The organism is Streptomyces sp. NBC_01224 (assembly GCF_036002945.1).
Lineage (GTDB): Bacteria > Actinomycetota > Actinomycetes > Streptomycetales > Streptomycetaceae > Streptomyces.
This window is the reverse complement of record NZ_CP108529.1, coordinates 5,507,186-5,525,973: the sequence shown is the minus strand read 5'-3', so window position 1 is coordinate 5,525,973 and position 18,788 is coordinate 5,507,186. Positions and strand designations below refer to the sequence as shown.

At 69.5% G+C, this 18,788-nt stretch carries 18 protein-coding genes; 7 read left to right on the top strand and 11 right to left on the bottom strand.

Annotated elements, in window-relative coordinates; all coding sequences use genetic code 11:
- Nucleotides 1-133: 133 nt before the first annotated feature.
- The 3 genes from OG609_RS24840 to OG609_RS24830 all read left to right on the top strand — a co-directional run bounded on the left by OG609_RS24840 (nucleotide 134) and on the right by OG609_RS24830 (nucleotide 2,720).
- Nucleotides 134-571, top strand: a complete 438-nt coding sequence (locus tag OG609_RS24840; protein WP_327274840.1) for an ATP-binding protein — start codon at nucleotides 134-136, stop codon at nucleotides 569-571.
- Between the two features lie 280 nt (nucleotides 572-851).
- Nucleotides 852-1,802, top strand: coding sequence for a helix-turn-helix domain-containing protein (locus OG609_RS24835; protein WP_327274839.1), 951 nt, complete (start codon nucleotides 852-854; stop codon nucleotides 1,800-1,802).
- Nucleotides 1,803-1,835: 33 nt separating this feature from the next.
- Nucleotides 1,836-2,720 (top strand): hypothetical protein, encoded by an 885-nt coding sequence (locus OG609_RS24830; RefSeq protein ID WP_327274838.1) that lies wholly within the window; start codon nucleotides 1,836-1,838, stop codon nucleotides 2,718-2,720.
- Between the two features lie 81 nt (nucleotides 2,721-2,801).
- Here the strand turns inward: OG609_RS24830 and OG609_RS24825 are convergent, their stop codons facing one another.
- A complete protein-coding gene (locus tag OG609_RS24825) occupies nucleotides 2,802-3,959 on the bottom strand; it encodes an acyl-CoA dehydrogenase (protein ID WP_327278177.1) in 1,158 nt (385 codons plus the stop codon).
- A 199-nt stretch (nucleotides 3,960-4,158) separates the two neighbouring features.
- Between OG609_RS24825 and OG609_RS24820 the strand changes: the two genes are divergently transcribed.
- Nucleotides 4,159-5,502, top strand: coding sequence for a UDP-glucose dehydrogenase family protein (locus tag OG609_RS24820; RefSeq protein WP_327274837.1), 1,344 nt, complete (start codon nucleotides 4,159-4,161; stop codon nucleotides 5,500-5,502).
- A 187-nt stretch (nucleotides 5,503-5,689) separates the two neighbouring features.
- On the opposite strand, the gene OG609_RS24815 is transcribed toward OG609_RS24820, so the two are convergent.
- Complete coding sequence (locus OG609_RS24815; protein ID WP_327274836.1) at nucleotides 5,690-6,202, bottom strand: CGNR zinc finger domain-containing protein; 513 nt, start codon at nucleotides 6,200-6,202, stop codon at nucleotides 5,690-5,692.
- Nucleotides 6,203-6,297: 95 nt separating this feature from the next.
- Between OG609_RS24815 and OG609_RS24810 the strand changes: the two genes are divergently transcribed.
- A complete protein-coding gene (locus OG609_RS24810; RefSeq protein ID WP_327274835.1) occupies nucleotides 6,298-6,657 on the top strand; it encodes a VOC family protein in 360 nt (119 codons plus the stop codon).
- 75 nt (nucleotides 6,658-6,732) lie between these two features.
- On the opposite strand, the gene OG609_RS24805 is transcribed toward OG609_RS24810, so the two are convergent.
- Genes OG609_RS24805 through OG609_RS24795 form a run of 3 tightly spaced genes read right to left on the bottom strand, consistent with a single transcriptional unit; the run spans nucleotide 6,733 to nucleotide 9,621 of the window.
- On the bottom strand, nucleotides 6,733-7,926 hold the full coding sequence (locus tag OG609_RS24805; RefSeq protein ID WP_327274834.1) for a dipeptidase: 1,194 nt from the start codon (nucleotides 7,924-7,926) through the stop codon (nucleotides 6,733-6,735).
- A 7-nt stretch (nucleotides 7,927-7,933) separates the two neighbouring features.
- The gene (purE, locus tag OG609_RS24800) at nucleotides 7,934-8,473 is read right to left on the bottom strand and encodes a 5-(carboxyamino)imidazole ribonucleotide mutase (RefSeq protein ID WP_114244880.1); all 540 of its coding nucleotides are present in this window, start codon (nucleotides 8,471-8,473) and stop codon (nucleotides 7,934-7,936) included.
- Nucleotides 8,470-9,621, bottom strand: coding sequence for a 5-(carboxyamino)imidazole ribonucleotide synthase (locus tag OG609_RS24795; protein WP_093898730.1), 1,152 nt, complete (start codon nucleotides 9,619-9,621; stop codon nucleotides 8,470-8,472). The genes purE and OG609_RS24795 overlap by 4 nt, the downstream gene beginning before the upstream one ends.
- A gap of 172 nt (nucleotides 9,622-9,793) precedes the next feature.
- On the opposite strand from OG609_RS24795, the gene OG609_RS24790 reads away from it, so the two are divergent.
- Nucleotides 9,794-10,318, top strand: a complete 525-nt coding sequence (locus OG609_RS24790; RefSeq protein WP_327274833.1) for a GtrA family protein — start codon at nucleotides 9,794-9,796, stop codon at nucleotides 10,316-10,318.
- 17 nt (nucleotides 10,319-10,335) lie between these two features.
- Here OG609_RS24790 and OG609_RS24785 read toward each other — a convergent pair whose 3' ends face one another.
- Nucleotides 10,336-11,601, bottom strand: a complete 1,266-nt coding sequence (locus OG609_RS24785) for an ATP-binding protein (RefSeq protein ID WP_327274832.1) — start codon at nucleotides 11,599-11,601, stop codon at nucleotides 10,336-10,338.
- A gap of 15 nt (nucleotides 11,602-11,616) precedes the next feature.
- Entirely contained in the window at nucleotides 11,617-12,294 is a 678-nt protein-coding gene (locus OG609_RS24780; RefSeq protein ID WP_018524728.1) for a response regulator transcription factor, read from the bottom strand.
- Between the two features lie 495 nt (nucleotides 12,295-12,789).
- Here OG609_RS24780 and OG609_RS24775 point away from each other — a divergent pair, with 495 nt between their 5' ends.
- Nucleotides 12,790-14,280 (top strand): oligopeptide:H+ symporter, encoded by a 1,491-nt coding sequence (locus OG609_RS24775; protein ID WP_327274831.1) that lies wholly within the window; start codon nucleotides 12,790-12,792, stop codon nucleotides 14,278-14,280.
- A gap of 84 nt (nucleotides 14,281-14,364) precedes the next feature.
- Here the strand turns inward: OG609_RS24775 and OG609_RS24770 are convergent, their stop codons facing one another.
- From OG609_RS24770 to OG609_RS24755, 4 genes are all read right to left on the bottom strand, one after another.
- Nucleotides 14,365-15,759, bottom strand: a complete 1,395-nt coding sequence (locus OG609_RS24770) for a hypothetical protein (protein WP_327278176.1) — start codon at nucleotides 15,757-15,759, stop codon at nucleotides 14,365-14,367.
- A gap of 35 nt (nucleotides 15,760-15,794) precedes the next feature.
- Entirely contained in the window at nucleotides 15,795-16,907 is a 1,113-nt protein-coding gene (locus OG609_RS24765) for a hypothetical protein (RefSeq protein ID WP_442817999.1), read from the bottom strand.
- On the bottom strand, nucleotides 16,904-17,899 hold the full coding sequence (locus OG609_RS24760; RefSeq protein ID WP_327274830.1) for a hypothetical protein: 996 nt from the start codon (nucleotides 17,897-17,899) through the stop codon (nucleotides 16,904-16,906). The genes OG609_RS24765 and OG609_RS24760 overlap by 4 nt, the downstream gene beginning before the upstream one ends.
- 92 nt (nucleotides 17,900-17,991) lie before the next feature.
- Nucleotides 17,992-18,660, bottom strand: a complete 669-nt coding sequence (locus OG609_RS24755) for a peptidase (protein ID WP_327274829.1) — start codon at nucleotides 18,658-18,660, stop codon at nucleotides 17,992-17,994.
- Nucleotides 18,661-18,788: the final 128 nt, after the last annotated feature.

The following is an 18,788-nucleotide window of genomic DNA, read 5'->3' as shown; positions in this document are numbered from 1 at the left end:
CCTGCTCAACCACTGGTGTCCCCAGCACGTCACCCCGGACAGCCGGGACAGCACTGGACAGGCACGGGACAATCACCGTACGTAAGGGGCTCGTCGCTGTTCACGGTACGCAGGCGCGGCCACGCTGAGTGACGTGACTCAAGAAATCACCCGAACCGAACACTCCGCTCCCACTCGGCAGTTCACGGTGCTGCTCTCCCCCACCCGCCGAGGTGCCAGGCTCGCCCGGCTGCTCACCACCGCGCATCTATGCGATTGGGGGCTCCCCGCCGAGTCAGCCGCGCACATCGTCGCCGAACTGGCCACGAACGCCGCCCTCCATGGCCGCGTACCGGGCCGGGACTTCCGACTGAGCCTCACCGTCCACCCCGACGCACTCCTGCGGATCGAGGTGACCGACACCCGGGGTGAGCATCTACCTCCCCCGCCCGGCACCACCGTCGCCCCCGTCGATGACGCGGAATCAGGGCGCGGTCTGCTGATCGTCGAGGCACTCGCCGACCGTTGGGGCATCGACGTCGGGCCCGTCCCACGCAAGACGATCTGGGCCAATCTCAGCCTCGTACCGTGACCGTCTCCACCGGGTCGCGGGGACCCGCGACCCGGTAGGCCACGTCGCCGCGTCCCACGACATATAAAGCTTTGAAGAACTTGGGGAAATCACCCTCCCCACCCAAACCCAGCCCACCCCGCCCCCGTCACTCGCGCGGGTGACATAGGGCAACTGGGCTGGATTTCATACGGGTTGGCTGGCATATGCTCGCCGCGACAACTGCAGACATGCGACGGCCCCCGACGAGACGCCAATCTCGACCGAGGGCCTGACCACCGAGGAAGTACGGAGCTTCCCGATGGGTACCCCGCAGATTACCGCGCCCCAGTGCGCCCTGTCCCCCGCACCCGGGGACGCCACACCGTCATCCGGTGTCATCCACATCAATGTCCGGCACGCCGCCGGCTTCACCGTCATCGGCAATCATCTCGCCCAGCATCGCGGACTCTCCCTCACTGCGATCGGGCTCGCCGCCCACATCCAGTCGCTGCCCGCCGGAGCCAGGATCGGCATCAAGCACCTCGCCGAACGCTTCCCCGAGAGCGAGACCCGCATCGCCGCCGCCCTGCGTGAGCTCGAAGCCCACGGCTACCTCCACCGCAGCCGCGTACGCCTCGCCGACGGCCGCATCGTCACCCGCACCATCTCGTACAACCAGCCCGGCGCAGCCCCTCAGCCCCGAACGGTTCCCAGCGAGCCGGCCCCCCTGCCCACACCACCGCCGCCGCCACGCGTAACCGCTCCCGAACCGCGCCCCGCACCACCCCCGGTGCCCACGCCACGGCCGCAGCCGCAGCCCGCCCTCGTACCGGCCCCCACCGCGCGCACATCGCCGCCTCCGCCGCTCCCACAGCCGCAGGAGCTCACGCCGGAGCTTCAGCGCGTGGCCACCGCGCTCCTCGCCGACCTGCGCCGCCACACACCCCAACTCACCCTCGCCGAGCACGACATCCACACCCTCACCCCCGGCGTCGCCACGTGGCTCGAACGCGACGCCCACCCCGACACCATCCGCCACGCCCTCACTACCAACCTCCCTGCTCCCCTCAAACACCCGGCCAAGCTCCTCCGTCACCGGATCACGACACTCCTGCCGCCCCCGCTGCCCGGAACCCAGGACCTCGCACCCGCACACCGCAGCGTCGTCGTCATCCCCCTCCAGAACTGCGACCGCTGCGACCGCGCCTTCCGCTCCCACCACCCCGGCCACTGCCGCGACTGCCGCACCGAACTGCACACAGCCGCCTGACCGGAACATCACCCACAACCCGAACGGACCTGCATGGTCAGCTCGCCGCACGAGGCAATGCACCGCATCTTCCAGGAGTTCCCCGGCCTCTTCTCCCGCGTCTCCGAGGTGCTCGGAGTCGACATCCCACCACCCACCTCGGCCACCGCGCTGCCCACCGACCTCACCGAAGCCCGTCCCGTCGAACGCCGGGTGGACACCCTCCTGCGCATCGAGACAGAGCATGACGGGCCCTTCCTCCTCGCCATCGAAGCCCAGGGCAAGAAGGACCCACGCAAGACCGTCAGCTGGCCGTACTACGTCAGCTATCTCCACAACAGATACGGGCTGCCCATCCTGTTGCTGGTCGTCTGCCAGGACCACGCCACCGCCGAATGGGCCGCACGCCCCATCTCCATCGGCGTCCGTCAATGGCAGACGCTCGCCCTGAACCCCCTCGTCGCGGGCCCGCACAACATGCCTGTCATCACCGATGTGGCCGAAGCCCGCAAGGACCTCGCACTCACCACCCTGGCCGCCATCACACACGCCGACAATCCGGACGTCGGTGCCATACTGAAAACCCTGTCCGCCGCACTGCGGGACACACCGGAAGCAATCGCCGACCCCATCATCGAACTCACCGCACAAGGCCTGGGCAACCGCCCGGCCGCACAACAGTGGAGGAATCTGGTGGCCGTGGACCTCTCTTTCTACAAGTCGCCCCTCTCGGAAGAACTCCGGGACGAAGGTCGGGCCGAAGGTCGGGCCGAAGGTCGAGCCGAAGGACTCCTGCTCGTCCTCCACGCGCGCGGTATCGCCATCACCGACGAGACCCGCGAGAAGATCGCCGACTGCGACGACCCTCAGCTCCTGCACCAGTGGCTCAACCGCGCCGCCACCGCCACCACCACAGAGGAAGTGTTCGCCGGAGAGTGATCCAACCCCGGCCTCCCCGCCGCATACACACGTCTGGCCCCCGACGCGCACATCGGGGGCCAGACACCAGAGCAGCAACCGCTACGGCAGGTTCCTCGCCATGACGATGCGCTGCACCTGGTTCGTGCCTTCATAAATCTGCGTGATCTTCGCGTCGCGCATCATCCGCTCCACCGGGTAGTCCCGCGTGTAGCCGTAGCCGCCGAGCAGCTGGACCGCGTCCGTGGTGATCTCCATCGCGACGTCGGAGGCGAAGCACTTGGCCGCGGCGCCGAAGAAGGTGAGGTCGCTGTCGAGGCGCTCGGACTTGGCGGCGGCCGAGTAGGTGAGCTGGCGGGCCGCCTCCAGCTTCATGGCCATGTCGGCGAGCATGAACTGGACGCCCTGGAAGTCGCCGATCGGCTTGCCGAACTGCTTGCGCTCCTGGACGTAGCCCTTGGCGTAGTCGAGGGCTCCCTGGGCGATACCGAGGGCCTGGGCCGCGATCGTGATGCGGGTGTGGTCCAGGGTCTTCATCGCGGTGGCGAAGCCGGTGCCCTCCTCGCCGATGATGCGGTCGGCGGGGATACGGACGTTGTCGAAGTAGACCTCGCGGGTCGGGGAGCCCTTGATGCCGAGCTTCTTCTCCGGGGCGCCGAAGGAAACACCCTCGTCCGACTTCTCGACGACGAAGGCGGAGATGCCCTTGGAGCGCTTGGTCGGGTCGGTGACGGCCATGACCGTGTAGTACTCGGAGACGCCCGCGTTGGTGATCCAGCGCTTCACACCGTTGAGCACCCAGAAGTCGCCGTCGCGCACGGCCCTGGTCTTCATGCCCGCCGCGTCGGAACCCGCGTCGGGCTCGGAGAGGCAGTACGAGAACATGCCGTCGCCCTTGGCGAGCGGGCCCAGGTACTTCTTCTTCAGGTCCTCGGAGCCGGAGAGGACCACGGGGAGCGAGCCAAGCTTGTTCACGGCCGGGATGAGGGAGGAGGAGGCGCAGACACGGGCCACCTCCTCGATCACGATGACCGTGGCGAGGGCGTCGGCGCCCGCGCCGCCGTACTCCTCGGGTACGTGCACCGCGTGCAGGTCCGCGGCGGTCAGGGCGTCCAGCGCCTCCTGCGGGAAGCGCGCCTCCTCGTCGACCGCTGCCGCGTACGGGGCGATCTTCGCCTCGGCGAGCGCACGCACCGTCTCGCGGAGCATCTCGTGCTCCTCGGCCGGACGGTACAGGTCGAAATCGGTCGAACCCGCCAAGACGCTCACTCCCCAAAGATGCTAACTACCGTTAAGTAACCCGATTTTAGAGCTCCGCCGCCGCAATGGCCTATGCAATGCGTGCGTGAGCTTCGCGACAGGGGTGGGAGAAGCTGCGCAGGCAGCCGGAAACCGGGCCTCCGGAGGCACGACTATGCTCGTTCACCGCACGTCTGTCCGCATCTCCCAGGAGCACTACATGGCCCTCAGGATCACTGTGATCGGCACCGGCTACCTCGGCGCCACCCACGCCGCGGCCATGGCGGAACTGGGCTTCGAAGTGCTCGGCCTCGATGTCGTGCCCGAGAAGATCGAGATGCTGAGCACCGGCAAGGTCCCGATGTACGAACCGGGCCTCGAAGAGCTGCTCCGCAAGCATGTGGAGGGCATCGAGGGAGCTACCGGACGGCTGCGGTTCACCACCTCGTGGGAAGAGGTGGCGGCCTTCGGCGATGTGCACTTCGTCTGCGTGAACACTCCGCAGAAGCACGGCGAGTACGCCTGCGACATGAGCTACGTCGACAGCGCCTTCGAGTCGCTGGCACCGCATCTGACCCGGCCCGCCCTGGTCGTCGGGAAGTCGACCGTGCCGGTGGGTTCGGCGGCCCGGCTCGCGGCGCGGCTGGCGGAGCTGGCACCGGTGGGCGCGGAAGCGGAGCTGGCCTGGAACCCGGAGTTCCTGCGCGAGGGCTTCGCTGTGAAGGACACCCTGCACCCGGACCGGATCGTCGTCGGCGTGACGAGCGAGCGGGCCGAGAAGCTGCTGCGCGAGGTGTACGCGGTGCCGGTCGCCGAGGGTTCGCCGTTCGTGGTGACGGACTTCCCGACCGCCGAGCTGGTGAAGACCGCGGCCAATTCCTTCCTGGCCACGAAGATCTCGTTCATCAACGCCATGGCGGAGGTCTGCGAGGCCGCCGACGGCGATGTGAAGAAGCTGGCCGAGGCGATCGGGCACGACGAGCGGATCGGGTCCAAGTTCCTGCGGGCCGGGATCGGCTTCGGCGGCGGCTGTCTGCCGAAGGACATCCGGGCCTTCATGGCGCGCGCCGGTGAGCTGGGCGCGGACCAGGCACTGACCTTCCTCCGCGAGGTCGACTCGATCAATATGCGGCGCCGCGGCCACATGGTGGAGCTGGCCCGGGAGGCCGTGGGCGGCGATTCGTTCCTCGGCAAGCGGGTCGCGGTCCTGGGTGCGACGTTCAAGCCGGACTCGGACGACGTACGGGACTCACCGGCGCTGAACGTGGCCGGGCAGATCCATCTGCAGGGCGGCCAGGTCACGGTCTTCGACCCGAAGGGCATGGAGAACGCCAGGCGGCTCTTCCCGACCCTCGGCTACGCGGACTCGGCGCTGGAGGCGGTGCGCGGCGCGGATGTGGTGCTGCATCTGACGGAGTGGCGCGAGTTCCGCGAGCTCGACCCGGCGGCGCTCGGCGAGGTCGCGTCCCGCCGGATAATCCTGGACGGCCGCAACGCGCTCGACAGCGAGCAGTGGCGCGAGGCCGGCTGGACGTACCGGGCGATGGGGCGCCCGAAGGCCTGACGTATCCGGTCTTCGGACCGGTCTCAGAGCCTGTCGGGTGACCTCCGATCGGATAGCGGACGCGGTCTGGTGCGTGCGATTCCAAGGCGGAGGAGGGAGTCAACGCGGAGCGTTGGTGACTGACGACAACGCGGGAAGCGTGCGTGCCAGGGCGTGGCCGCCCGGTCGGAGGTCACCCGACAGGCTCTCAGCCGCGCTTCGCGCGGTAGGTGCGCATTTTGGCGCGGGCGCCGCACACCGACATGGAGCACCAGCGGCGGCGCCCCGCCGGGCTGCGGTCGTAATAGGCCCATTGGCAGTCCTCGGCCTCGCACGCCTTGAGCCGGGCCCAGGTGCCGTCGGCCGCCGCGGTGGCGATGGCCGCCGCGACACGGGCGGTCAGACCGGCCGGTTCGCCGGCGGGCCGCAGTGAGGCGGCGCCCGCCGCGTCCACGGTGACGCGCAGGGGCGCTTCGGCGAGGAGCCGGTCGAGCGGGGGTGCTGCGGAGCCGTCCGGCGGGCAGTGGCCGGCATGGGCGAGGCAGGCGGTGCGGAGCGCCTCGCGCAGCACGCGCGCGTCCGGGACGTCCGGCTCGGCAAGAGAGAAGGCGGCGCGCCCGTCCGCCGTATCGAGAGTGTCCGCACCGGTCTCGACGTCCAGTGTGTTGACCAGGGCCTCGATCAGCGCGAGTCCACCGGGCGCGGAATCCTGCTCATTCATGGTTGCGACGTTACCTCCAGTGCGGCAGCATGCAGTAACGGTTACCTGTTGGAACGCTTTAGGGGTAACCATCCCTGCCCGAAGGAGGAAATGTCATGGCTGTCGCCACTCTGGGTGCCGTCGTTCTGGACTGCCCCGACCCCGTTGCGCTCGCCGGGTTCTACGCCGGGCTGCTCGGCGGAAAGATAGAGGACCACGAGGGCTGGGTGGAGCTGACCGGTGGCGCGGCCGTGCCGCTCGCGTTCCAGGCCGCGCCCGGTTTCGTACCGCCGCGGTGGCCCGGTCCGGACGGCTCGCAGCAGTTCCATCTGGATCTGACCGTGCCGGACCTGGACGCGGCGGAGCGGGAGGTGCTTGCGCTGGGTGCGACCGTGCTGGATGCGGAGGACCGGGAGCGGAGCTTCCGGGTGTACGCGGATCCTGCGGGGCACCCGTTCTGTCTGTGTGCGTGCTAGAAAACGTCTGTCTGTGTGCGTGCTAGAAAACGTGCGGGGCGCCCCTGGGGGCGCCCCGCACGCGACAGTTCCGGCTCAGCCGGCCCGGGTGTCCAGCTGCTCGATCGTGGCGTGGGACGGGGCCCGGCGCGTGCTCAGCTCGCGTGCGACGTCCTCGGCGTCGCGCAGCACCCGTACCGCGTTCTGCCAGGTGAGCTTGGCGAGATCGGCGGTGGACCAGCTCCGGCCGAGCAGCTCCGCGATCAGGTTCGGGTAGCCCGCGACGTCCTGGAGACCCTCCGGGAGGAAGGCGGTGCCGTCGTAGTCGCCGCCGATGCCGATGTGGTCGATCCCGGCGACCTCGCGCATGTGGTCGAGGTGGTCGGCGATCGTCGCCACGGTGGCCATCGGGCGCGGGTTGGCCGTTTCGAAGGCTGCGTGGATCTTCATGGCCTGCGCGGTGGTGTCGAGGTGGTGCAGGCCGTGGGCGCGCATGTTCTCGTCCGCGGCGTGGGTCCAGGCGACGGCTGCCGGGAGGACGAACTTCGGTACGAAGGTCGCCATGGCGATGCCGCCGTTGGCCGGGAGCCGGCCGAGGACGTCGTCGGGGATGTTGCGCGGGTGGTCGCAGATCGCGTGCGACGAGGAGTGCGAGAAGATCACCGGCGCGGTGGAGGTGTCGAGCGCGTCGCGCATCGTGGTGGCCGCCACATGGGAGAGGTCGACCAGCATGCCGGTGCGGTTCATCTCCCGTACGACCTCGTGGCCGAAGGGCGAGAGACCGCCGACGCCCGGCTCGTCGGTCGCCGAGTCCGCCCACGCGATGTTGTCGTTGTGCGTGAGCGTCATGTAGCGGACGCCCAGGGCATGCAGCGCGCGCAGGGTGCCCAGCGAGTTGTTGATGGAGTGGCCGCCCTCGGCGCCCATCAGGGAGGCGATACGGCCTTCGGTGCGAGCCGTCTCCATGTCGTCGGCGGTCAGGGCGCGCCGCAGGTCCGCGGGGTAGCGCTCCAGCAGCTCGGTGACCACGTCGATCTGTTCGAGGGTGGCGCTGACGGCTTCGTCACCCGCCATGTCGGACCGTACGTAGACGGACCAGAACTGGGCGCCGACGCCGCCCGCACGGAGCCGCGGGATGTCGGTGTGCAGATGGGCGGACTGGTCGGTGGCGATGTCGCGGGCGTCCAGGTCGTAGCCGACCTGTTCGCGCAGCGCCCACGGCAGATCGTTGTGGCCGTCGACGACGGGGTACTCGGCGAGGAGTTCCGCGGCCCGCTTCAGCTGGTCCACGGGTGGCCTACTTCCCGAAGCCGAAGGAGTCGCTGCCCTCGACCTTGCTGCGCAGCCGCTTGCCCTTCTCCGTCGCCTGGTCGTTCAGCTCCTGCAGGAACTCGACCATGCGGGCCTGCAGCTCGCTGTCGTGGGCGGCGAGGATGCGTGCGGCGAGCAGGCCCGCGTTGCGTGCGCCGCCGACCGAGACGGTGGCGACGGGGACACCGGCGGGCATCTGCACGATGGAGAGCAGGCTGTCCATGCCGTCCAGGTACTTCAGCGGGACCGGGACGCCGATGACGGGCAGCGGGGTGACGGAGGCGAGCATGCCGGGCAGGTGGGCGGCGCCGCCCGCACCCGCGATGATCGCCTTGAGGCCGCGGTCCGCCGCGTGCTCGCCGTACGCGATCATTTCGCGCGGCATGCGGTGGGCGGAGACGACGTCGACCTCGTAGGGGATCTCGAACTCGTCGAGGGCCTTGGCCGCTGCTTCCATGACGGGCCAGTCGGAGTCCGAGCCCATGACGATGCCGACGACCGGCGCGGCGGAGGCGGGGGAAGTCATTCGGTGATCGTTCCTCTGAGGTAGTCAGCTGCATGACGGGCTCGGTCTCGCACGTCCGCCAGGTCGTCGCCGTAGGTGTTGACGTGTCCGACCTTGCGGCCGGGCTTCACGTCCTTGCCGTACATGTGGATCTTGAGCTGCGGGTCGCGGGCCATGCAGTGCAGATACGCCTGGTACATGTCCGGGTAGTCGCCGCCGAGCACATTGGACATGACCGTCCAGGTGGCGCGGGGGCGCGGGTCGCCGAGCGGGAGGTCGAGGACGGCCCGGACGTGGTTGGCGAACTGTGAGGTGATCGCGCCGTCCTGGGTCCAGTGCCCGGAGTTGTGCGGGCGCATCGCGAGCTCGTTGACCAGGATGCCGGGTTTCCCGTCGGGTCCACGGGTCTCGAAGAGTTCGACGGCGAGGTGGCCGACGACGCCGAGCTCGGAGGCGATACGGAGAGCGAGCTGCTGGGCCTCGCCCGCGAGCCGCTCGTCCAGCTCCGGGGCCGGGGCGATGACCGTGTCGCAGACCCCGTCGACCTGGATCGACTCGACGACCGGGTACGCGACGGCCTGGCCGTGCGGCGAGCGGACGATATTGGCCGCCAGCTCCCGAACGAAGTCGACCTTCTCCTCGGCAAGGACGGCGACACCGGCCCGGAAGGGGTCGGCCGCGTCCGCCTCGGAGCGGACCACCCAGACGCCCTTGCCGTCGTAGCCGCCGCGGACCGTCTTGAGGATGACGGGGAAGCCCCCGACCTCTTCCGCGAAGGCCGCGACGTCGGCCGGGTCCTTCACGATGCGGTGGCGGGGGCAGGGCGCGCCGATCTCGGTGAGCTTCGCGCGCATCACCCCCTTGTCCTGGGCGTGCACCAGCGCATCGGGTCCCGGGCGTACGGGAATGCCGTCCGCCTCCAGGGCCCGCAGGTGTTCGGTCGGTACGTGCTCGTGATCGAAGGTGATCACGTCACAGCCGCGCGCGAAGGCACGCAGCGTGTCCAGGTCGCGATAGTCGCCGACGACGACTTCGTTCACCACCTGGGCCGCCGAGTCCTGGGGGGTGTCACTGAGGAGCTTGAACTTGATGCCGAGGGGGATGCCCGCCTCGTGGGTCATACGGGCGAGCTGACCGCCGCCGACCATGCCGACTACCGGGAACGTCACTCCTCCAGGGTATCCGTCGCTCCGGGGGTAGCCCGACGACGCCCTCCGTCCGCCCCTGCGGGGGGCACGTCACAGCATCGCCACACCTGACAGGACATCCACAGGCAACCCATGAACGGGCTGGATAGCATGAGCGGGTTGACGTAACCGACAGACGGGCTGAGCGATCACCATGAGCGAACGGGGCGCACTGCGAACCCGGCTGGATCTGCTGGCCCGGGAGGTCGCCAAGTTCGGCGCGGTCGGCGCATTCGGCCTGGTGGTCAATATCGCGGTATCCAATCTGCTCTGGCGTACCACGGACCTTCAGGTGGTGCGGGCAGGTCTGCTGGCGACGTTCGTCGCCATCCTCTTCAACTACATCGGCTTCCGCTACTGGACGTACCGGGACCGTGACAAGACCGGGCGGACCCGGGAGCTGACGCTGTTCCTGCTGTTCAGCGCGGTGGGTGCGGTCATCGAGACCGGTGTGCTGTACGTGGCGACGTACGGGTTCGGGTGGAACAGCCCGGTCCAGAGCAATGTCTTCAAGATCCTCGGGATCGGCATCGCGACGCTGTTCCGCTTCTGGTCCTACCGGACGTGGGTGTTCAAGGCGCTGCCAGCGAAGGAGACCGTGCTGAGCGCGGAGGGGTTCCTGAAGCAGGGACGTACGGAGCAGGTGCCGCGGGTCGAGGCGGATCCGGTGCGGCCGTAGCCACCCACCGCACGCGCTCACCGCACCGGGCGTTCCGGTTCCTGTCTGTTCAGGGCCACCCGGCTGAGGAACAGGGCGAAGACCGGTGGCTGCTGCTGGAGCAGTTCGAGGCGGCCGCCGTCCGCCTCCGCGAGGTCCCTGGCGACCGCGAGGCCGATGCCGGTGGAGTTGCGGCCGCTGATCGTCCGCTCGAAGATCCTGGCGCCGAGATCGGCGGGCACGCCCGGGCCCTCGTCCGTGACCTCGATCACCGCCTGATTGCCGGTGACCCGGGTACGCAGCGCGACCGTACCGCCGCCGTGCATCAGTGAGTTCTCGATCAGTGCGGCCAGCACCTGGGCGACCGCGCCCGGCGTACCGACGGCCCGCAGCCCCTGCTTTCCGGAGCGGACGATGGCGCGGCCCTCGCCCCGGTAGGCCGGGCGCCACTCCTCGATCTGCTGCTTGACGACCTCGTCGAGGTCGAAGACGACGGCGGAGCCGGTACGCGGATCGCGGGCGTTGGTCAGCAGCCGCTCCACCACATCGGTGAGCCGCTCGACCTGGGTGAGGGCGATGTTCGCCTCCTCCTTCACCGTGTCCGGGTCGTCGGTGACCGAGATCTCCTCGATCCGCATGGAGAGCGCGGTCAGCGGCGTACGGAGCTGGTGCGAGGCGTCGGCGGCCAGCCGGCGTTCCGCGGTCAGCATCCGGGCGATCCGCTCGGCGGAGGAGTCCAGGACGTCGGCGACCCGGTCCAGCTCCGGCACTCCGTACCGCTTGTGGCGCGGACGTGGATCACCGGAGCCCAGGCGTTCGGCGGTCTCGGCGAGGTCCGTCAGCGGCGAGGCCAGTTTGTTGGCCTGGCGTACGGCGAGGAGCACGGCCGAGACGATGGCCAGCAGCGCCACCGCGCCGATGATCATCAGGGTGCGGCCGACCTCCCGGGTGACGGCGGAGCTGGACTCCTCGACGGTGACGCGCTCGCCCTGCTCCCCCTCGGCCGTGCTGCTGATCACCCTGCCGGTGGGGCGCGTACCGACTTCGAGCGGGGCGCGTCCGGGGATCTTGACCAGTGCGTAGCGCTTGCTGGAGATCTGTTCGGCCAGCAGCGCGGGGTTGATCCGCTCCGCCCCCAGGAGCCGGCTCTCGACGACGCTGATCAGCCGCAGCGCCTCGGAGTCGACACTCTCCTGGGCGCTGTTGCTGATGGTGCGGCTCTCGACGATGACGAGGGAGACGCCGAAGACGGCGATCACCACGAGCACCACGGCGAGCGTGGAGTTGATCAGTCTGCGGCGCATGAGTGCTTCTGTACGTCAGCTCTTCTCGAAGCGGAAGCCGACGCCCCGTACGGTCGCGATGTAGCGGGGGTTGGCCGCGTCGTCACCGAGCTTCTTGCGGAGCCAGGAGATGTGCATGTCGAGGGTCTTGGTCGACGACCACCAAGTGGTGTCCCACACCTCGCGCATCAACTGGTCGCGTGTGACGACCCGGCCGGCGTCGCGGACCAGGACCCGCAGCAGGTCGAACTCCTTGGCGGTGAGCTGGAGTTCCTCGTCGCCCATCCAGGCCCGGTGCGACTCGACGTCGATCCTGACGCCGTGGGTGGCGGGCTGCGGAGCGGGTTCGGTGGCGCCGCGACGCAGCAGGGCCCGGACGCGGGCGAGCAGTTCTGCCAGGCGGAAGGGCTTGGTGACGTAGTCGTCGGCGCCCGCGTCCAGGCCGACGACGGTGTCGACCTCGTCGGCGCGGGCGGTCAGCACCAGGACCGGCACGGTGTGGCCTTCGGCACGGAGCCTGCGGGCAACTTCGAGGCCGTCCATCCCGGGCAGACCCAGGTCGAGTACGACCAGGTCGATCCCGCCCTGGAGGCCGGCGTCGAGAGCGGTCGGACCGTCTTCGCGGACCTCGACCTCGTAACCCTCCCGACGCAGGGCGCGGGCCAGTGGCTCCGAGATGGATGCGTCGTCCTCGGCGAGCAGTACACGGGTCATGGAGTGATGGTAGTCCGCACAGGGCGGATGCTGTGAGGTGATCGAAAAGCCCTGCGGGTCCGTGAGAAAAACGGAGAGGGGCCTTCGAATATGGGAGTGCGGTTCCATCAAAACCTGTGATCCATCTCTCAAGTCCATTCATATCCGGCAGTGTCGTGTCGTATGGTTGCTCGACGCCTGTTGCACTACTCAAGGACCCTTGGGCAGCTTTTAGCGCCGAGGGTCTCTTTTGTTCTGCCGGCTGGTACCCGCCAGTCGTGAAGTTCAGTGAATGACCTGTGGCCGGGCCCGGAACGCGAGGATGCGCACCGGGCGTGGATCCCGATGCGGTCGGTCCCCGTCTTCTTCGGTCGGCTCCTCGACGAGTCCGGCGGTCGGGACGAATCCCCTTGTCAGGCGTTGGGGTGGGGCAGGGCCTTGTGTCGGTGCCGGCCTCCCCCCACCGGGCGCGTCACGCTCACGAGGCGTCGCGTCCCGAGCAAGCAAGGATCGACCATGGCGTCCAGCCTGACGAAGGACCCGGCCAGTACTTCTGGATCCGAGAAGACCTTCTTCGGCCACCCCCGCGGCCTGGCCACTCTCTTCATGACCGAGATGTGGGAGCGTTTCAGCTATTACGGCATGAGGGCGCTGCTCCCCCTCTACTTGATCGCCCCCAACGGGCTTCACATGAACCCGGCCACGGCCACGGCGATCTATTCGGTCTACGTGTCGCTGGTCTATCTGCTCGCCATGCCCGGCGGCTGGTTCGGCGACCGTGTCTGGGGTCCCCGCAAGACCGTCGCCGTCGCCGGTGCCGTCATCATGATCGGCCACCTGGCGCTGGCGCTGCCCGCGCAGGGCACTTTCTTCGCCGGTCTCGGACTGGTCGCCATCGGCTCCGGTCTGCTGAAGTCCAACATCTCGACGATGGTCGGCCACCTCTACGACGGCCCGGACGACCCGCGCCGCGACGGTGGCTTCACGATCTTCTACATGGGCATCAACGCGGGTGCCTTCGCAGCGCCGCTGATCATCGGCACCGTCGGTGAGAACGTCAACTGGCACCTGGGCTTCGCGCTCGCCGCGGTCGGCATGGGACTCGGCCTCGCCCAGTTCCTCATGGGCACCCGCCACCTGGACGAGCGCAGCCTCGTCGTCCCGAAGCCGCTGTCCGCCGCCGAGCGGGCGAGCACGCTGCGCAAGGGCATGATCTGGCTGGCCGTCGCGGCCGTCTTCTACATCATCACGGTCGTCACCGGCGTCTACACGCTCAATTGGCTCCTGGTCCCCATCACCGTCGCGGGCCTGGTCATTCCGGTCGTCGTCCTGGCGCGCATCAAGCGCGACAAGGAGCTCAGCGCCACCGAGCAGTCGAAGATGTCCGGCTACATCTGGTTCTTCGTCGCCGCCGCCATCTTCTGGATGATCTACGACCAGGGCGGTTCGACGGTCGCGATCTTCGCCAAATCCTCGGCCGACAACACTGTCTTCGGCTGGAACTTCCCGGTCTCCTGGTACCAGTCGGTCAACCCGGTCCTGATCATGGCGCTGGCCCCGCTCTTCGCCGCCTTCTGGCTGTCGCTGAACCGCCGCGGCAAGGAGCCCAGCACCATCGTGAAGTTCAGCTCCGGCCTGGTGCTGGTCGGTGCGTCGTTCTTTCTCTTCCTGATGCCGCTGACGATCGCGACCGACGGCCACAAGGCCGCCGCGATGTGGCTGGTCGCGATCTACTTCGTCCAGACGGTCGCCGAGCTGACGCTGTCCCCGGTGGGCCTCTCCGTCACCACGAAGATGGCTCCGGCCAAGTACGCCAGCCAGATGATGGGTGTCTGGTTCCTGGCCGTCACCGCCGGTGACTGCACCACGGGTCTGCTGTCCACCGCGGGTGTGGAGCTCAACGGCACCGGCGTGGTCACCCTGCAGGCCTTCCTCGCCGTTGCCGCGGGTGTCGCGGTCTTCATGTACCGCGGCAAGGTCAAGCAGCTCATGGGCGACGTGCGCTGACGCACCGAACCCGGCTGTGCGAAGGGCCGCTGCACCGACACATCGGTGCAGCGGCCCTTCGCGTGCATCCGTACGGAGCTCAGCTCACCTGGTGCCGCGCAGCCTGCGCCACGGGGTGAAGGTGAACACGGCCCCGCCCAGCAGGATCGCCGTCCCCGCGACCAGGCCGAGCGCACGCAGGGTGCCGTTGTCCTCGGCCCCGGTGGCGGCCAGTCCGCCGCCGGAGTCCGTGCCGCCTGCCGCGGAGCCGGTGGAGCCCGTGGTGGTGCCTCCGGAGGCGCCGCCCTGCTGGGCTGTGGTGTCCAGTTCCAGCGACGGCGTCACCGACCCCTTGACCTTGCAGGGAATGTTGATCTTCGAGGAGCCCAGGGTGACATCGATCGTCAGGGTGCCGGGGCTGAGCGTGGATTTCCCGGACGCGCCCGGCTTGTAGGTGCCGGTCATGTCGGACAGATCGACCGGCTTGCCCTGCTCCAGCGGTTGGGCGTTGGCGGGTCCGGTGACCTTCACCGAGCCCTTGTCGGCGCCGCCGATGACGACGTCCATGGACGGCTTGAGCGCACCGGCGGGCAGCGCGGCGGGGCTGTCCATCACGCCCTTGGCAGTCTTCACCGTGAGCGCGTAACTCCCGCCGCTCTTCTTCGCGTTGATCGTCACCTTGGAGGCGATGCCGGCCGGTCCCGGGGACGTACAGGCGAAGTTGACCGAGACCTCCTTGCCGGGGAAGTCGGTCTGGCCGCCGCCGGAGCCCGCGGTCGTCGTGCCGCCCGCGGTCGTCGTGCCGCCCGCGGTCGTCGTACCGCCCGCGGTGGTGGAGCCGGTGGTCGTGCCGCCCGCGGTGGTGGAGCCGGTGGTCGTGCCGCCCGCGGTGGTGGAGCCGGTGGTCGTACCGCCCGCGGTGGTGGAGCCGGTGGTCGTACCGCCCGCGGTCGTGGAGCCGGTGGTCGTGCCGCCCGCGGTCGTGGATCCGCCGCCGTCCGTGACCTTGATGGTCGCACCCGGCTGCACGGTCTCCTTCGGGGTGCACTTGGTGTCCGTGGAGATCGGCTTGGAGACGTTGATGTTGTAGGCGTCCGGTGTCAGCGTGATCTCACCGGCCTTCTCCAGCTTCAGTGTGCCCTTCATGTCGGGCAGCACCATGGCGCTGTTCTTGGGGATCGGCGGGTTCTGCCGCGGCCCCTCCATCTTCAGGCTGCCCGTGGTCGCGCCGCCCACCTTGATGGTGCCGGTCGGCTTGACCGTGTCCTTTTCCAGGTCGAGGACGTCGGGGTTCCTGGAAGCGGCCTCGACCGTCTTCCACACCACCTCGACGGTGTCCCCGACCTTCGCCTCGGCCGGCGCGGTCAGCTGCACCCTGGTGGTGCCCTGCACGGGCGGCAGCCCGGAGATGGGCGGGGGAATGCACTCCGTCCGGTACGAGATCTCGGCGGCCTGGGCCGGGCTCGCGGCCAGCAGCATGCCCGCGCCGCCGAGCATCATCGCGACTCCCGCCGCGACCGTCCTCCGTTGCGTACTCACGAATGTCCCTTCGTCGTCGGTCTGTTCTCTGACGGTGCGGAATCGGGTGTGAACCATGGCAGAGCGGCCGTGGTGACGGGCGCTGCCGCGGGGCTCTCGGCGGGCCCCGGTGCGCGTCGCAGCTTCGGGAGCCTGGCGGTCACATCGGCCAGTTGCGGGTGGCGCCCGGCACGGACCGGGGTGCGCGAGGTGCGGGGACGTACTCTGTCGACGATCGCCATGCCGATCCGGAACACGGCGGCCGGTACGACGACGCAGAGCAGGATCCAGAAGAGCGTGACTCCCCAGGGGCGGCCGACCCCCCACGGCTGCTCGGCCAGCACCTTGCTGCCGTACTTCAGCGAGACCTGGTAGTCACCGTGGGCGCCCGCCGTCAGTTCGACCGGCAGCTTGATCTGCGCCTTGCGACCGGACTCGATGGTGCCGCGCCACTGCTGCTCCTCCCACTGCGGGGCGAAGACGCCGTGCGCGGTGCCGATCCGGAAGACCGGGTCCTTGACGGGAGCGGAGCCCAGGTTGCCCACGGTGAAGACCAGTTGCCGGGAGGGCGGGGCGCCGAACCAGGTGAGGATTCCGCTGTCGCCCTCGAGCCGGGTGGTGGCCAGCACCGCGAGCCTGCCCCCCTCGCTCTCCTTCGGCAGCGCGGCGACCGGGTGGCCGGCGACGACGAACACGGCGTCGGCGGTGGCGTGTTCCCCGGTGACGGTGGCCACATGAACCACACAGGGGCAGGGTGCGGGCGGCTCGGCGACCGGCATCTTCTTGCTGAAGTCGCCCTCGGTGCCGGTGGTGACGGCACGGCCCTCGGCATTGGCGCAGGAGTTGGTGCCGCCGATCACACCGCGGTCCGGCGTGGCCTGCCCGCAGATCAGCATCATCAGCAGCGCGTTCGGGCGCCAGCCGCTGCCCTTGACGGTGATGTCACCACCCTTGCCCGCCTGCTGCTTGGAGAGGGTGATCACCGGCTTCGCGTCCGCGGCCCTCGTACCCGCCGCGTCGGCACCGGTGGTGGAGAGCATCAGCAGGGCGGGCAGCAGGGCGCCGAGCAGCGCGGCCGCCCACCGGTGGCTGCCGCTCCGGAGTGATGCCGGTCCGGGCTGTCCAGTCACGATTCCGCTCCCGCCTTCACCAAGTGTCTTCTCTCCGAGTGCCGTTGATCGCCCGAGAACTGTCCGGGCCCGCCGTCGTCCGGTGGCCGTCTGCGTGAGCGCCGGAGCCGGTACGCGTACCCGCCCGCGGCGACGGCGGCCAGGAGCAGCAGTGCGCCGCCGGTCACCGGCGCCCACGGGACGAAGGCCGCACGGGCCGTCGCCTCGCTGTGCGCGCCGCCCGCCGCCGTGACGCGCAGCCGTACGGTCACCGAGTCGAGGGCCGGGGCATCCCGCCACGGTTCGCTGAGCCTGACGCGCTGTCCGGGCAGCAGCTCCACCGGCAGCGTGCGCGCCTCGCGCCGCAGCAGCGTCCCGAACACTCCGTCGGCGGCGACGGTGATCCGCGGCGCCAGCTCCGTGTTGCCGCGGTTGACCAGCGTGTAGTGGATGGTCTGCCCGGACACGGTGACGTCCTCGACGGTGAGCGCGGCCAGCGTCGGCCCGCCGACCCGCAGTTGGACCCGTACGCCCACCGAGCGGTCGCCGCTCCGCACGACGATCGCACCGGGGTGGTCGCCGGGCGTCGCGCCTGTCGGCACCGTGACGGAGAACGGCACATCGGCGCGGGTGCGGGCCGGCACGGTCACCTCGGCGGCGGCGGTTCGCAGCCAGGCACCGGTCCCGGTGGAGCCCTTGCCACCGCGCACCGCGAAGTCGCCGCCCTCGGCGTTGTACGCGTCGGCGCCACGCAGCCGCACGGTGACCGGGGCCGTACCGGAGTTGGTGACGGAGAGCCGGTCCTGGAGAACGGTGCCGGGCGGGCCCTCCAGATAGAAGTACGGTCTGCCGCCGTCCATGCCGGAACCGCTCACCGCGGGCTGCGCCGTCCACGACGCGGCGCTCGCCGGCGTCGGCCTCCGGGCCGCGGCACCGGCCACCGGAGTCATGGCGAAGGTGAACAGCAGTACGGCGAGGACGAGTCGGGCGGCGTGGCCGGTCGGCGACGGCATGGGCAGCTCCCTGGTGCGTGACGGCGGCGGGATCGTGGGGCCGGGGCCTTTCTTCCGGATCCGGCCCGATCCGGAGGACCGGAGGAAACGCCCTATCGGCGCACGGCTCCCTGCCCGCGCCTGGTCAGCCAGAGCACCCCGGCCGCACCGGTCAGCAACACCGTGCCGCCGAGCGTGCCGAGCGCCACGGCCGAGTCGAGCGGACCGGTCTTCGGTAGCTGCCCGCCGTTGTCCAGGGTGCTCTGCGCGTTGCCCGCGGCCGTCACATCGAGCTGGAGCGACGGCCCCGGGTTGTTGGAGGGGGTGCAGGTCGTGGTCGTACCCAGCGCCTTGATGGTCAGCACACCGGCGGTGAAGTCGACCTTGCCGCTCTTCCTGGGGGTGTACGTACCCGACAGGTCACTGATCTTGATGGGGGTGTTGGCGGGGATGGCAGCGGAGTTCGGCGCACCGGAGACCTGGACCCGGCCCGAGTCCGCACCCCCCACCTTGATGACCGCGCTGGGGTTCATCGCACCCTTGCCCAGTTCGACGGGGCTGGACGAGACGCCCTTCTGGAAGGACATCGTGAGCTTGTAGCCGCCGCCGCTCTTGACACTCTTGATGTCGATGGGAGACACGGCACTCTTGTCCCCGATCGGGGTCTTGCACTGGTAGTCGACGTCCACGACCGTGGCGTGGGCGGCGGGCGCGGCCATCAGCACCACCGTGCCCGCCAGCGCGGACGCCAGCGCGAGAGCTGTTCGCTTCTGGTAGGACACCTTGAGTTCCCCTCATGCCGGAAGTCGCCGTGCGCCGTCTCTCACCGACGCAAGTTACTGACGACACATCAGATCGGCGCTCAAGGTACGCCCGGGGCCTTGTGGAGGGAAGACAAAGAGCGCGCCGA

What these genes read in the sequence shown, in the direction of transcription:
- OG609_RS24815 (WP_327274836.1), bottom strand. Translation starts at nt 6,202, where the DNA reads ATGAATGAGCAGGATTCCGCGCCCGGTGGACTCGCGCTGATCGAGGCC.
- purE (WP_114244880.1), bottom strand. Translation starts at nt 8,473, where the DNA reads ATGACTTCCCCCGCCTCCGCCGCGCCGGTCGTCGGCATCGTCATGGGC.
- OG609_RS24810 (WP_327274835.1), top strand. Translation starts at nt 6,298, where the DNA reads ATGGCTGTCGCCACTCTGGGTGCCGTCGTTCTGGACTGCCCCGACCCC.
- OG609_RS24785 (WP_327274832.1), bottom strand. Translation starts at nt 11,601, where the DNA reads ATGCGCCGCAGACTGATCAACTCCACGCTCGCCGTGGTGCTCGTGGTG.
- OG609_RS24820 (WP_327274837.1), top strand. Translation starts at nt 4,159, where the DNA reads ATGGCCCTCAGGATCACTGTGATCGGCACCGGCTACCTCGGCGCCACC.
- OG609_RS24835 (WP_327274839.1), top strand. Translation starts at nt 852, where the DNA reads ATGGGTACCCCGCAGATTACCGCGCCCCAGTGCGCCCTGTCCCCCGCA.
- OG609_RS24790 (WP_327274833.1), top strand. Translation starts at nt 9,794, where the DNA reads ATGAGCGAACGGGGCGCACTGCGAACCCGGCTGGATCTGCTGGCCCGG.
- OG609_RS24775 (WP_327274831.1), top strand. Translation starts at nt 12,790, where the DNA reads ATGGCGTCCAGCCTGACGAAGGACCCGGCCAGTACTTCTGGATCCGAG.
- OG609_RS24830 (WP_327274838.1), top strand. Translation starts at nt 1,836, where the DNA reads ATGGTCAGCTCGCCGCACGAGGCAATGCACCGCATCTTCCAGGAGTTC.
- OG609_RS24760 (WP_327274830.1), bottom strand. Translation starts at nt 17,899, where the DNA reads ATGCCGTCGCCGACCGGCCACGCCGCCCGACTCGTCCTCGCCGTACTG.
- OG609_RS24780 (WP_018524728.1), bottom strand. Translation starts at nt 12,294, where the DNA reads ATGACCCGTGTACTGCTCGCCGAGGACGACGCATCCATCTCGGAGCCA.
- OG609_RS24770 (WP_327278176.1), bottom strand. Translation starts at nt 15,759, where the DNA reads ATGATGCTCGGCGGCGCGGGCATGCTGCTGGCCGCGAGCCCGGCCCAG.